Source organism: Mesotoga sp. Brook.08.105.5.1 (assembly GCF_002752635.1).
GTDB lineage: Bacteria > Thermotogota > Thermotogae > Petrotogales > Kosmotogaceae > Mesotoga.
The window spans coordinates 120,498-134,282 of record NZ_AYTW01000004.1; the positions used below are offsets into that span (position 1 = coordinate 120,498).

Annotated in this window: 15 protein-coding genes and 1 pseudogene; 10 read left to right on the forward strand and 6 right to left on the reverse strand. The window is 45.5% G+C overall.

The annotated features are described in order from the left end of the window. The first annotated feature begins 317 nt into the window (after window positions 1-317). Window positions 318-866 carry a manganese efflux pump MntP family protein gene (locus tag V512_RS01640; protein WP_099828716.1) on the forward strand — a complete coding sequence of 183 codons (549 nt, stop codon included), beginning with the start codon at window positions 318-320 and terminating at the stop codon, window positions 864-866. 12 nt (window positions 867-878) lie between these two features. Here the strand turns inward: V512_RS01640 and V512_RS01645 are convergent, their stop codons facing one another. Genes V512_RS01645 through V512_RS01655 form a run of 3 tightly spaced genes read right to left on the reverse strand, consistent with a single transcriptional unit; the run spans window position 879 to window position 3,736 of the window. Beyond that, complete coding sequence (locus tag V512_RS01645) at window positions 879-1,370, reverse strand: flavodoxin family protein (protein WP_099828743.1); 492 nt, start codon at window positions 1,368-1,370, stop codon at window positions 879-881. Between the two features lie 5 nt (window positions 1,371-1,375). After that, entirely contained in the window at window positions 1,376-2,506 is a 1,131-nt protein-coding gene (gene iadA / locus V512_RS01650; RefSeq protein ID WP_099828717.1) for a beta-aspartyl-peptidase, read from the reverse strand. Continuing rightward, window positions 2,507-3,736 carry a S41 family peptidase gene (locus V512_RS01655; RefSeq protein WP_099828718.1) on the reverse strand — a complete coding sequence of 410 codons (1,230 nt, stop codon included), beginning with the start codon at window positions 3,734-3,736 and terminating at the stop codon, window positions 2,507-2,509. It lies immediately after the preceding gene. Window positions 3,737-4,080: 344 nt separating this feature from the next. Between V512_RS01655 and V512_RS01660 the strand changes: the two genes are divergently transcribed. From V512_RS01660 to V512_RS01675, 4 genes are all read left to right on the forward strand, one after another. Beyond that, window positions 4,081-4,671 (forward strand): glycerol-3-phosphate acyltransferase, encoded by a 591-nt coding sequence (locus V512_RS01660; RefSeq protein ID WP_099828719.1) that lies wholly within the window; start codon window positions 4,081-4,083, stop codon window positions 4,669-4,671. Next, entirely contained in the window at window positions 4,668-5,825 is a 1,158-nt protein-coding gene (locus V512_RS01665; RefSeq protein WP_099828720.1) for a glycosyltransferase, read from the forward strand. Before V512_RS01660 ends, V512_RS01665 begins: the two co-directional genes overlap by 4 nt. A gap of 75 nt (window positions 5,826-5,900) precedes the next feature. Then, window positions 5,901-6,668, forward strand: coding sequence for a metallophosphoesterase (locus V512_RS01670; protein ID WP_243392204.1), 768 nt, complete (start codon window positions 5,901-5,903; stop codon window positions 6,666-6,668). Between the two features lie 141 nt (window positions 6,669-6,809). Then, complete coding sequence (locus V512_RS01675; protein WP_099828721.1) at window positions 6,810-7,745, forward strand: inorganic phosphate transporter; 936 nt, start codon at window positions 6,810-6,812, stop codon at window positions 7,743-7,745. On the opposite strand, the gene V512_RS01680 is transcribed toward V512_RS01675, so the two are convergent. Then, window positions 7,746-8,387 (reverse strand): TIGR00153 family protein, encoded by a 642-nt coding sequence (locus V512_RS01680; RefSeq protein ID WP_099828722.1) that lies wholly within the window; start codon window positions 8,385-8,387, stop codon window positions 7,746-7,748. It lies immediately after the preceding gene. Between the two features lie 300 nt (window positions 8,388-8,687). Between V512_RS01680 and V512_RS01685 the strand changes: the two genes are divergently transcribed. The 5 genes from V512_RS01685 to V512_RS01705 all read left to right on the forward strand — a co-directional run bounded on the left by V512_RS01685 (window position 8,688) and on the right by V512_RS01705 (window position 12,418). Then, window positions 8,688-9,611 (forward strand): GNAT family N-acetyltransferase, encoded by a 924-nt coding sequence (locus tag V512_RS01685; RefSeq protein ID WP_099828723.1) that lies wholly within the window; start codon window positions 8,688-8,690, stop codon window positions 9,609-9,611. Window positions 9,612-9,777: 166 nt separating this feature from the next. After that, a complete protein-coding gene (locus tag V512_RS01690; protein ID WP_099828724.1) occupies window positions 9,778-10,527 on the forward strand; it encodes a DUF2087 domain-containing protein in 750 nt (249 codons plus the stop codon). 156 nt (window positions 10,528-10,683) lie between these two features. After that, window positions 10,684-11,154, forward strand: coding sequence for a GNAT family N-acetyltransferase (locus tag V512_RS01695; protein WP_099828725.1), 471 nt, complete (start codon window positions 10,684-10,686; stop codon window positions 11,152-11,154). Window positions 11,155-11,245: 91 nt separating this feature from the next. Further along, window positions 11,246-11,749 (forward strand): flavodoxin, encoded by a 504-nt coding sequence (locus V512_RS01700; protein WP_099828726.1) that lies wholly within the window; start codon window positions 11,246-11,248, stop codon window positions 11,747-11,749. Window positions 11,750-11,989: 240 nt separating this feature from the next. Then, the gene (locus V512_RS01705; protein ID WP_099828727.1) at window positions 11,990-12,418 is read left to right on the forward strand and encodes a hypothetical protein; all 429 of its coding nucleotides are present in this window, start codon (window positions 11,990-11,992) and stop codon (window positions 12,416-12,418) included. On the opposite strand, the gene V512_RS01710 is transcribed toward V512_RS01705, so the two are convergent. Beyond that, window positions 12,415-13,248, reverse strand: a complete 834-nt coding sequence (locus V512_RS01710; RefSeq protein WP_099828728.1) for a sensor domain-containing diguanylate cyclase — start codon at window positions 13,246-13,248, stop codon at window positions 12,415-12,417. The genes V512_RS01705 and V512_RS01710 overlap by 4 nt on opposite strands. Before the next feature lie 45 nt (window positions 13,249-13,293). After that, window positions 13,294-13,785: pseudogene (locus tag V512_RS01715) on the reverse strand (hypothetical protein); the annotation flags it as partial.

The window sequence follows — 13,785 nt, forward strand, 5'->3', positions numbered from 1 at the left end:
GCTCCACCCAGTCTGCCGCTACCCATACCGGTACGCTTATTGAGTCAGTTATAGCGGTTCACAGAATATAAGCTATCAAATTTCGCAGAAGGAGCAGAGTGGTTCTTGAGAATCGTCAAACAATCTGGTGGTGGAGAGCACACGTTCTCTGTCTCCAGAGGACCTCTGCTGAAAGACCGGTGAAGTGAATGAAACGCCGAGAGGAAAACCGGTTTCCGCATGATTGAAAGCAGTAGTGAGTATGCTTTTGCTTCTTTCTGAAGACTTCTCGTCTCTCGGTGTGTTACTATCTAGGTATCTCACACCAGGAGCTTCAGATGGAGAACCTGCTCGTCGCAACCGGTCTAGCACTGGACGCATTTGCCGTTTCAATATGTGCTGGAATCTCTCTGGAGGATGTAACCTGCAGACATGTTTTCAGGGTAGCATTTCATTTTGGACTGTTCCAGTTTGTAATGCCGATCATCGGATACTTCCTCGCAGCAAGCTTTCGAGACTATATAATGGATTTCGATCACTGGATTGCCTTTATTCTTCTTGGAATTATCGGCGGAAAGATGCTGCTCGAATCTCTTGACAGGAAAGAAGAAGTCTCATGCAAGGATCGAACCAGAGGCCTTACGCTCATCTTACTTTCGATAGCTACCTCTATAGATGCGCTGGCTGTAGGGAGTGCATACGCATTCCTTGGAAAACCAATCATCCTCACTGCTATGATGACGGGATTGATAACTGCAACGCTCTCCGCTCTAGGTGTAACGGGCGGACAGAGACTGGGTCAGAAATTCGGCAAGTTGATGGAAGCAACCGGAGGAATTGTGCTAATCTCGATTGGACTAAAGATCCTCTTCGAACATCTCTACTAGGTCTATTTAGGTCTATTGGACAAGTCTTTCGATGATTCCGGCTAATTGTTTCCCGCTTTCTATAAGATTCGATCTGACCTCCTTCAAATCCTGTTTAATCTGCAATCCTTTGAAGTTTTTCGTCCCGACTACTTTCGCGCCGGCCTTTTCGGCTTTTGCGGAGAATCTCTTTAGAGCTTTCTCATTTGTCTCACCTGCTCCTACACCTACTAGAAACACACTCTTGCCTTTCAGATCGGCATTGTTCACGAAAGTATTCATCTGAGGCGAAGGATGCCAGGCGTAAATTGGAGTCAACAGCACCAGGAATTCGAAACTGCCGATATCTGGAAGCGGTTCCTTCAACGGACTTCCAAGGCCAAGCAGCGCATAGAGACCGGATATCGATTTCAAGGGCTTTTTTTCTTCAAGTTTGAAGAGTTCTGCACCAATAGAATCGGAAAAGCTTTCCGCAATTTCCTTTGTCGAACCAGATCTGCTGTAATAAACTGCACATAGTTTCACACCGATCATCGCCTTTTTTCCAAAATTGATCTTCCACTGGAAATTACTTCGATTATCTGGAAATCCCGATCAATGAATAAGATGTTTGCAGAGCCTCCCTTCTTGAGCAGCCCAATTCCGTTTCTCTGCAGATGATAGAACGCAGCCGGGTTTGCCGTAAAAGGCTTCAGAGCTTCATGTATCGGAAGACCTCTGCCTTTGACCAATCTTGTGAAGGTTTTAAGAAGAGTATCGACCGGTGCCGGCCTTATCCCGACCAGGTTCTTTTCATTATCGAATCTGGGAAGAGAACCGAGGCCGTCAGAAGAGACACAGATCCTGTCGAATCTGATCTTCTTGCTGTAGATGTCTTTCAGAACCAGGTGTGTGCTTTGTTCATCCGCAGTGATGTCAATATATCCGCCCTTGTTGCTCACCCAGTCGATGCCCTGACTTAGGAGTTCCTCCGATCGACAGATGTGTGTAGGGATAATCTGTCGTGGATTGAGAGTACCGTCGGCAACTGCTTCATAAAGAGGTTTAAGCTTCTCCTGTCCATCTCCAAGATGCAGCACGGTCACTCCAGCCTTGCCGGAAAGCATTCCGGCCACACGCGCGTCCATAGCAAATCTCTGAAGCTCTGTGGAACTAAGGTTACTGCTTCTATGATCCGAGACGGCAACCTCGCCCACGCCGATTATCTCGGGAATGAATACAATATCCCTCATGACATCCCCCGTAAGCGTCTTCAAAGGGTATCTGTAAGAGCCTGTCAGCATGTAAGAATCTATCCCCGAGTTTCGGAAGTCCCTAACCTTTGCAAGCAAAGAAGCGTGATCTCTGGTAACACCATCGGTGCCCAACATTCCAACAACTGTCGTGGTCCCGACTTCGGCGAATTGCTGCGAAGAACCTTCAGGAGTTCTTGTTGAAAAGCCTCCTTCTCCGCCTCCCCCGATTAGATGCACGTGCCCGTCAACAAATCCGGGAATCGCGTACGCCTCACCTAGGTCGAATACATCTCCGCTGAGCGACCGAACGGCCGATTCGTTGATCCCTTCATCGATTTCGACAATCCTCTCTCCAGAAATCAGAATGTCTTTCCTTCCGAGAGGTTCTGGAGCAAATACTTCAACGTTCTTAAACAGAGTTAACATCTATTCCTCCCCTTCCCATCCATAGGTCATAACGGCTTCAAAGGCTAGATCGCGCATTTCGTAATAGCCCTGGAAGGATCTCACCGCCAATATGTCCGGCATAAAAGCTTCCGATGTATCGGATGTAGTCTTCCAATAAGTGGTTGAACAACTTACAAAAATTCCCGAGTTAGGCAGCTGAAATCTACCTACTTCACCATAGTGCCTCGGACTGCCACCGGTCGGTTCACCCACAAAGATCGCGTTTGTGCGTTTTCTCATGGAAATGGCATTGAGAACTGCCGAAGAGAAGGTTCCGCGATCGATTAGAACAAAGAGCTTTCCAGTTCTGTTCAATCTCCAATCTATCATCATTCTTAGAATAAAGGGTGCCAGAACGACAGAGCTGCCTCCTCTATTTCCCCTGAGATCAAGGACGAATTTGCTTACTGGGTTGGTCCAGGTGAATAGAAACATTCTACAACTAAACAGTATGAACGGGTTTACTTTTTCCGAACCACATGAAGCATAATGAAAATGCAAGATCCTGGAATCAGGGTAGTACTGATACCAGTACTTCCTTCCTTGATAGCTTCTGTCTATCTCATCCGCTCTCTTCTGTAACCAATGAAATACTTCTCTTTGAGGCTTTACGGAGGCTTCAATTATCTCTCCTTCCTTTTCGACCTTAAGAAGAAGATTTCCATCCATGTCAACCATTCCCAGGCCCTTCATAATCTCTTCTTTGTTCAAATAGTCAGAGTGAGATTGGAGAAATCCCCATTCATTGTCGAATGATACAACCTTTCTCAACCTATACAAAGCGTCTTCGACTTCCATGCCCGCAATCTCAACTACTCTGCAGTTCAGCAGGTGCTTTTCACTATCCGATGTGGCAACTATATAAAGCCCGTCAGTAAACCAGTAAGTGTAAATTGGATAGACAGCAAGCCTGCTATCGGGATAGATCGCAGTGTGGCCGTCTCCAATCGATGCGACGATTTCTGTAAGCCTTGTGTAGATCTCGCTGGACGACAGATTCTCCAGATCGCGTTCCAGACTTCGCAGAAGCTGTCTGAACGTACCCTCATCCGTCTTGAAATAGGGATTAGGGTGAGTGTTCAACAGTTTTTCTTCGAGAAACCCGATGTCCTGCCTCCACTCCTTTACAGATACATCCTCCAAACTATGTGCGAGAAGTGGCAGTGCTAATGAGAACAAGAGGAGAAACACGGATAGAATTCTCTTCATCTTTACCATCCCTTCCGATATTCGATGAGATTTTATCATTTACTTCAGGTCTTGCAGAAATCAAGCTATTCGCTCTCAAGAAGCGCTTTGCCCGGTTTGCTATGTATAATTGACTTCTCATGGTTCAATAGAAGCAGAGAGTTGATATCGTGAATCCTGGGCTCAGTCGACATACAAGTGGCTCTCTCCTTTGTAAGTTGTTTAGAAGAAGATACCAAGTCATAAGCGAAATCGTAGCTCGGAAAGAAGTTTGGACTGTCAACAAGAGGAGAGATCTCTCCTCGTCAAGCATTCGGGGCATTTAGATGAGGAAAGTAATATGCTCTATGCCGGAGGAAGATTTGATGTTCATCCTGTGGACTCTCATTGGCTTTTTTTCAGGCTCAATAATGTTTTCTAAAATGATTTATGAGAAGACGACCGGTAAGAAGATCAGGGAGATTGGCGACGGCAACCCTGGATCTTCCAATGTGATAAGGGGAGCAGGACTAGCACTTGGGTTGTTAGCGATGGCGCTCGACTACTTCAAGGGGTATCTTCCCGTGCTGCTCGCCCTTTCGATTGGAGGAATTTCCGGCTGGGAGATAGTACCCGTCGCAGTCTCTCCGGTTCTGGGTCACGCCTTTTCACCCTTTCTGCGAATGAATGGAGGTAAGGCTGTAGCGGTCTCTTTCGGCATCTGGTCAGGTGTAACCCAATGGGTCGGACCTTCAATAATCGGAGCGTTTATGTTGTTGTTCTCATTCGTCATAAATCCCAGGACCGATGGCTGGAAGGTAATTCTGAGCATGTGCGGCCTCCTGATCTTTCTCGTCGTTCAGAAGGACGTTATTGCTATCTCAATTTGGACAATAAACACAACAATCCTTGCTTTCAAACACAGTGATCAGCTTGCTTTTCCCATAGCATTCAGGTTTCGGAGGAAGGAAAAATGACCTCTCTTCTCTCCCAGTCAGTTTCAGTTGCTCTCTTCCTAGGTATGATGTTTTTAATTTCAGTCTCTAACGCGATTCTGATGAAAAAGATCAGCCGTTTCGAAAGGGTTCTCCATGGCCCTCTGGTTTCAGTACTGATTCCTGCCAGAAACGAAGAGAAAAACATCTCAAGGTGCGTTTACTCCCTTCTTAATCAAGATTACCGCAATCTCGAACTAATCGTACTCGACGATAGCTCATCCGACGCAACACTCCAAATCCTTGAATCAATGAGAAGTGAGTTTAACAACCTCAGAGTAATTAAGGGAGAAGCTTTGCCAGAAGGATGGCTCGGCAAGCACTGGGCATGCCACCAGCTTGCAAGAGAAGCGAAGGGAGAGATCCTCCTTTTCACAGATGCCGATACCGTTCACGCTTCCCCCACAATTTCACACGCTGTAAGCGTCATGATTAGAGAAAAAACAGATCTGTTGACGGCCGTGGTTAAGGAGAAGACCGACACGCTGGGTGAGTTGATAACTATACCATTTATGATTCACAGTGTCTTCTCGATCTTTCCACTCATTATCGCGTATGGCAAGAGGTGCAAATCACTCGCGGCAGCCAGCGGTCAGTTCATGATGTTCAGGAGGCTATCCTATCTCTCAATCGGAGGCCATGAGGCTGTGAAGGACCACGGGGTCGATGATATCTCTCTTGGCAGGCTGATAAAGAAGGCTGGGATGAAGTGGAGACTGTACGATGCTTCAGATCTTGTAGAGTGCAAGATGTACGATGGATTCAAAGCCGCATATTTGGGCTTTCTCAAGAATTACTTCTCCCTGTTTGACTACAGAATAGTCCCCGCTGCCTTTGTTTGGGGTTGGATGCTTACTTTGGATTTCTTTCCTCTCACTGTAGCTTTACTATTCATTCTTGGAGCCGCCGTTCCAGAGTCCGCCGGGATTCTGTCTCTGATTAGTCTGACACTTTCATTCGGTATGTGGCTTCTCGCCAGCGTGAAGTTTTCACTCAGACCCCTGGTGATTATTCTGTATCCGCTGATCACTCTCGTCTCATCAATTATCGGATTCCATTCGATAGTTGCTCACCTTTGTGGAGCTGCGAAATGGAAAGGTAGGGTGCTTGTAAAGAAGAAATCACGCTTATTTTAGTGACTGCCTGAACCGACTGCTGAATAATCATGTAGAATCGGTTCGTATGACACAACTTTATGAGGGAATGGTTTTTTGAAGCATTGGAAGATCTGGTTAATTGTTGCCGGCATAATCGCCTACGTCTTTTTGATAGAACCAAACATTCTGACGATCGAAAGGCTTACGTTCTCGGAAGAACCTTCGGCGAAAATTGCCTTCTTTGCCGATATTCACATTTGGATGAAGAAACCCATTCACGATCATCTTCTTGAAAGGCTCGTCGACGAAGGTGTAGATCTGATTCTATTTGGGGGCGATGTTTTGTCTCCTTATACAGATATGGAGTTTATGAAGAATTACTTTTCGCAACTAGTCAGAATAGCGCCCGTTTATGCCGTATATGGAAACTGGGAGGAATCCGAGACAGATGTCATGGGGAAGATCTACGAGGAGCTGGGGATAAACGTGATTCATACCCGCTCGACTGTGATTCAAATTGCAGGAAAAAAACTGGGATTGACGGGCACTCCGTCCCATCATTACTTCTCGTGGACTAAGTTCCTTCCTGATGATGAGTATGATCTGAAGATACTCATGGTTCATGCACCTAATATGCTCGAAGAACATCCTGACATTCTTGAAAAATTCGATCTTGTGCTGGCAGGACACACTCACGGGGGTCAATTCTACATACCCTGGCTTACAGAAATCATCCTGAAGAGCTCTAGAGGTTTTAGTGGCGATTACTATCGCGGGCTTTACGAAACAAACGGAACAAAGATTTTCGTTACTAGAGGTATAGGCGGCTGGTTTCCCGGAAGACTGGCAAGTCCTCCCGAGATCTTATTCATCGAGTTCTGAATTCCGCCTATTCTCCAATGGATTTCCCTTCAGTTTCTGCTACCTTCGTCTCTTTCTGCCCGATCTCTCAAAGATGGCTTCGAATCTATGTAATACCGTGATATAATCTATCAACTTTTCTTTCTCCCTATGGAGGCTAACATGTTCTTTGCGATAATTCCGGCAGTTGTTTTTGGCTGGGCATTAGGGGCAAACGACGCTGCAAATGTATACGGTACGGCGGTTACTTCGGGACTTGTGAAATATCGTGTTGCGGTCGTGTTGTCGGCGATATTCATACTAATCGGTTCACTGCTTGAGGGTTCCCGAGGTCTTGAAACGATCTCGAGTGTAAGCACCCAGACGCTTCTTACTGCTTCAATAAGTACCATAGGAGCCGCTCTTTCCATGATTGTAATGACATATTTGGGAATTCCTTCTTCTTCATCTCAGGCAATGATGGGAGCGATTCTCGGAATCGGAATTCTGAATTCCACTGTAGACTGGTCAGTACTGACAAAGGTGGTCATTTGCTGGGTAACAACACCCATAGGAGCCGCTGCAGGTGCGTTCTTCCTTTATAAGATTTCGGCGGTATTCTTTCGAAGAATAAAGACTATCCAGGCCCAGGACTTGTCTCTGAAGATAGGAGCTTTGATCATTGGCGCGTATGGCTCTTACGCTCTGGGCGCCAACAATGTTGCAAATGTTACTGGACCGTATGCCGGAATCATACCCCTGGAAGTCGCCGCTCTCGTAGGCGGATTGAGCATCGGCCTAGGCGTGTTGACTTTCAGCAAAAGGGTCATGTACACTGTTGGAAAGCAGATTACCCAGCTAGATCACTTCTCGGCCGTAATAGCTGTTCTCGCCCAGGCAATTACGGTATGGATCTACGCTTTAATTGGAGTCCCTGTTTCAACTTCACAGGCAATCGTTGGTGCAGTAATTGGTGCTGGACTGGCAAGAGGCTCGACAAACATCAACTACAAAATCCTTCGAAACATCGCTCTTGGTTGGCTACAGACCCCTTTGATCGCTGGACTAGTTTCAATTGGGCTGTACCTTTCGATTAACGCTATAAGAGCTCTCTTTTGATCAAACCCTTCTCTTGAGCACGATAATTTCCATTCTGTCGGAACAGTCTTCAGAGAGATTCGCAATATCACCTATTGATAGAACAAGTTCCCGGAGCTGCCTCTTCTCTGCGAGGGACAAATTCATCTCGAAGATCTTCTTGACTAGAGCTCGCTCGTGACTGTCTTCAATGTTTTCGAGTCGTTCAGTCTCCTTGATTTTCTCTTCGGCAATGCTTAGCTCTTGAAAGAGATTGATAGCCGCTTCCTTTGATGCCTCAAATGTCTCAACAGCAAGCTGTAACTGTTTCAGAAGATCGGTCTTCAGCTCTGCCGGGATCACAAGGCGCTGCAGCTCAATCTGGTCAACGACATTCTCTGCTTCATTGGCCACCTTATCGAAGGATTCCGCCAGACCAAGAAAATCTCCGCGGAAGTTTGGAAGAAAAGCACCCTGATACATCGCGTTTTCCATCTCGCGTCTCTTTGCATCGGCGGCCGATTCCATTTTTCGTACCTCTTCCGAATAGATCTCCACAGAAGATAGGTCATCATTCTGGATGGAAATGAATACCTTTTCAAGGTTTTCCAGAGTTCTTGAGATGAAATCCAGATGCTCATGAAAAAGCTGAATAATCGCCACTTCTTTCTTACCAAAAAACATAAGAGGTCCACCTCCGGGCATCAGAATACTAGCAAATCTACTAGAGCCTCCGTTTCCCTTCATCTCATCACACCCTATCATCTTTATCTGCTTTGGTGTACTTGAAAGACTCTAATAGATTCTATTATTTATATATTATGCCACTTTTACCTCAGAGTTATCCGACTGGTTCTCGAGAAGATGAACTATGATGAATTAAGCTGAGCACGAATTCAAATTCAAATATACTTATAATGTAAGTGGTGATTATCAGAATCCTATGAAGCGACGAATGCTTCTCGGTTTCACGGAGGCGATTTTGTGAGAATAGTCGGCTACTCCAAAGAATACACAGATCAGATGTTAGCCATTCAGAGCAGGTACGAGAAAGATCATCCCTGTGCGGAGAGGTTCACCGCGGATGATCTCAAGAACCCCTTGTTAAGTGGGAGAAAAAACATTCTTTTGACCATAAACGAAAGAAGAGTGCTCGGTTTCTCCAGGTTTCTTTCCCGACAGAACTTCTCAAGAGTTCACTTTCATCATATATGGCTCGACATAAATGTAGCCGACTCTCCCGCTACCAACTTGATGTCACTTCTGTTCGAGGCTTCACTCCCTTTGATCTCCGAATCCACAAACTCTTTTTTCCCTGCAGCTGGAACTAGAATCTGTGTAAGGATTGCCGAAAGCGAAAAGACAAAGAGAGATTTCTTCTCGTCTTTGGGGTTCACTCGATGGAAAGATTTCAGTTACATGGAAAGAGACTTGAAGGATGAAGTCGTTTCTTATCCACTTCCCGAAGGTCTATCAATGTCAAGACTTAAGCCCAGAAAGGAACCTGAGATTATCAATTATCTACGTGCAGAGCAATCGTGTTTCCCTGACTCGCCGCTCGAGTACAAGTATCTCCACTACTTCTTCAACAGACCTTACTGGAAGAAAGAGGGAGTGATCCTTGCAGCATTGGACGCCAAAAGCTCAATTGCAGGCAGTGTGATGATCTATCCTGACAGACTGAACAACGAATACTGTTTCACGGAAGAGATCTTTGTCGTTGAAAAATGGAGAGGAAAGCGTCTCGCGCGGGCACTGGTCTCTAATGCCCTTGACTATCTCCGGAAGGCCGGGAAAAGAAAGGCGTTGCTCTCTGTTACTTCTGACCGTCTCGCGGCAAAACGCATCTACGAAGATGCTGGTTTCACCACAACATATAGCAAGGAAGTGCTGACTGTAGAGATCTGAGTACTTTCACCGAGGTAGAGTGAACGACCAGATCACAGTCAGTCATCTCCAGATGATTACCCAATACATTTGCTAATCCTTCTTTTGTCTATATATAAGTAAACAATGCTCTACATTGTTTGAAAAACTTGTTTTTCTCTTATACTCTTATTCGGGAGGCGAGATAATGGAATCATCGGAGCTTTTCTGGGATAGCAGCATTGAAGAACTTGAAGCCGGCTACAAACTCCTTAACGATTCATTTGTCTGTCTTGCTTGTGGGAAGACCTTCAAAAAGGGTTTTTTCTTCAAAAGCAGTAACGATCTGTTGATGGATGCCGAGAAGGCAGTAAATGAACATATTTCTTCCTGCCACGGGTCGGCCTTTAATACCCTATTGGAACTCGATCGCAAGTACACAGGCCTATCTGAACAACAACAGACCTTGATGCGGCTATTCTACAAGGGCATGAGTGATAAGGAGATCGCAAGAGAACTGAGCCTTAGTCAGTCAACTGTTAGGAATTATCGCTTCAGGTTGAAGGAAAAGGCAAGGCAGGCAAAAATCTTCCTCGTACTCCATCTTATGATGGAAAGAAGCGTCGGCAAGGAAGACAGAATTGTTGACGTACATAGAAACGCCGCTATGATCGATGAACGATATGCTGTGACCGAGGCCGAGCGCAATGAAAGAGTGGCGAGATTCTTCGGTGAAGACCGGAAATTGGCGAGATTTCCAAAGAGAGAAAAGGACAGAGTGATTGTCCTGAGAGAGATTGCTAAAGTCTTCAAGCCAGGTGTGAAGTATAGCGAAGAACAGACAAATGAGAATCTGAGAAAGTTCCATGATGACTACGCTCTTCTTAGGAGATATCTGATTGAATACGGTTTGATCGATCGAAGGCCCGACGGGAGTTGTTATTGGTTGGTATTCTAGTCAAAATGAACAATATCTTACACGTCTAAGGATAACTGCTCATCACTCCGGATAACGGAAATCCTCATAATAGGACTTTACACACGTTAACAATTGACGATGTTATAATAGTTTTGGTTATACAAACGAATAGCTATTTCACACGGAGGTGGTTCTTTGAAGTTGCTAACAAAAACCGACAAAATAACGATCAAACGATTTGAGAATCGAGAGAAAGTTGAGAGTGATATAGGAATAGGCAGAATCGTCGAATTCCTTCACAAGCATTTGGAAGAGTACGGTGACGATAGACAGGCCATAAGAAGATCCATAGATTACGCTTTCTCTAACGAAGAAGGAAAAGGCGGATTTGTTTTGGTGGCCATGGAGGCCGAAAAGGTTCTCGGTGTTTCGGTTATCAACGATACCGGAATGAAGGGGTACATTCCTGAACACATATTGGTCTATATTGCTGTCGACAAAACGGCAAGAGGCACCGGCATCGGAAAGAAGCTCATCAAACAGATAAAGAGATTATGCAACGGAGATATCGCCTTGCATGTCGAGCAGAATAATCCTGCAAGATTCGTTTATGAGAAGATGGGTTTCAAAACTGAGTACGCGGAAATGAGATTCACCCAAGAGTAGTATTCGAAAGAGAAAGGAAACCACTTGGAAGAAAAGGAAATATGTGAGAGAATAATAACGAGAATAATAGTCGGATATGGAGGTAAGATTTATGCCTAATGAAGATGATAAGAAGATTCTCGTTGTCTATTACTCTCACGATGAGAGTACTAAATCGATTGCAGAGTCTATTGCCAACGAAACGAATGCAGATTTGCTAGAGCTAAGACCTATAGAGAAGAAGGGCGGAAGAAAGGTCAGGTATATCTGGGAAGGCGAAAGCGTCAGCATGGATCCCGTGCCTGAGCTTGAACCCTATTCGATCGATCCGAATCAATATGACCTGATATTCCTTGGTTCGCCTGTCTGGGCGATGAGCTACGCACCACCGATGGAGAGCTTTTTGAAGGAAGCAAATCTCTCTGAAAAGAAGATAGCTCTTTTCTGCACTCATGAGGGCCTTATGGGAATAGTTTTTCAGGAGATGATTAGCAAACTGTCGGCCAACAAGATAATTGGAGCTGTTGATTTCTACGATCCGATCGGATCTGGCGTCAATTATGCGGCCAACGCTAGCGTCAACTGGGCTAGGCAGGTGCTGAAGTCAATCAGCTAGATTTGTGAAGAAGTTCTTGTGCAATTTAACTCTTGCCGTTTTAAGGCTTGAGTTTTTTCGCCCCAGCCTTTTTCAGACTATGACTTTCATTAGTTCAAAGGGAAAAGGCTAATAACCATAGTGATGCTCTTGCTCAGCCGGTCGTGCTTGACTAACTGTTGTGAACTCTGATAAGACAGACAAATGAGGTATAATCTACGGGTAGAGATCTTTGTCAGGAGTCAGAGGAGATGATTTTTAGTGGAAGATCACAGATGGATCTATCTGATAATCCTTTTGCAGGCAGTTCTCTTAGGTACTGTGCTTTTCTTCGGCGACACTCTGTTTCACTCTTCTGTAGAAAGCTCCTTTGCTCGCGAGGCAAGCATAAGAGAAACCGGCAGTTCTCTTCTTCGTGAATACATGAAGCGATACGAAGATCGTGGGCTTCCTCTGGAGTCGAGACTGACGGGATTCTTAATTGAGAATATAAACGTCCATGAGGAATCCAACGGTATAGCCATACTAACCGCATCGATTTCCATTAAGCCTCTCGATATCGACAGCTGCAAGTGGAATTCGTTGGGTTCTCGCGAGGGAAACTGGATAAAGGACATAAGGATTTCTGTCTACCTTGAAGAGGGTCCCGATGGCAACTTTTCGATCGTGAGAACAGTCCCTTCTATTTAGCTCTGACTCTCTCTGAAAACGCGTAAGCGGTTCTTACCCTTGCTTTTGGCTTCATACAATGCGGAATCGGCGCGGTTTATCATACGGTCAATATCATCCCCATCACCCAGAAAGCTGGTAATTCCTATGCTGACGGTTATTTCTGCCCTTTCTTCAATGGTTCTCTTCTTCAAGTGGTCAAGTATTCTCTCCGCCATAGATTCCGCTCCCTCCAGAGTTACTTCCGGCAAGACAATCAAGAACTCATCGCCTCCCCATCTAATAACCTGATCGGTACTCCTGATAATCATTCTAACCGACTCTACCAACCAGGAGAGAACCGAGTCACCATAAACGTGACCGAAAGAGTCGTTTATCTTTTTGAAATCGTCAATGTCGAGCATCATTAGCGACAAGGGTACAGAGTGTCTGATTGATTTTTCAATCTCTACAGAAGTGAACTTCTCCACACCATGCCTGCTGAGTGCTCCCGTCAGAGGATCATTGTAAGTGAGTCTTGTGATCTCTCCTCTGTTCCTTATTCCATTGATGGCTTCGGCGGCATGAGCGGCCAAAATCTCTGCAAGCTCTACGTCTTCACTATCAAAAGCGTCAAGCTCGGTAGAAATCGTCTGAAGCACACCGAAGTTGCCTATTGGAATGCTCAAAGCAGAGCGATAATCACTGCTTTTAGGTTTTGCCTCGACGCATATTGAGATATCCGGGAAGACAAGTGTCTTGCCTTCCCTCAGAGTTCTTCCGGCAATTCCCTCGTGCTTGTTGTAGCAATCATCCCCTTTATCGGGAACGGAATTTGTAACTCTCTTTACTACCAGAAAATCCCCCTCCACAATATCGAGACTATATACATCGAACTCCAGTATCTTCTGCGAAGCTTACACGATGAGGTCGTAAACCCTTTCCTCACTATCGGCTTTTGAAAGCTTCAGAGCTATTTCGTGAAGCTTCTTGATCTTGTTCCTGCTTTTCTTAAGCTCAAACTTAGCTCTTTCGCTATCTGTTATGTCGACCGAGTACTTTGCCCGGCCCGAATGCGAACCATCCCTTTGAAAGTCGACAATGAAACTCCTGAAATATCTCTTGGTCTCTTCCGATCCAACTGACTCAATGAAGGGCTTCCCTTCAGACGAAACCGATAAGGCGGAAATGTCAAAACCTGCTTCCTTCGCTCTCTTGTTGAAGAATACAGAGTCAAAGTTGCTGTCGTAAAAGCAAAGGGCAACGGGAGAATTCTCCAAGATTCTGACCAGGGTGTGCCAAGAAGGCGAAGAAGGAAACTTCAAGCCATGCTTAATCGAAGATGAGGGAGGGCCCCTCGAAGCCGCCATGCAGGTGGAGGCTTCAAACCACCGTAAGCTGCTGTGGTA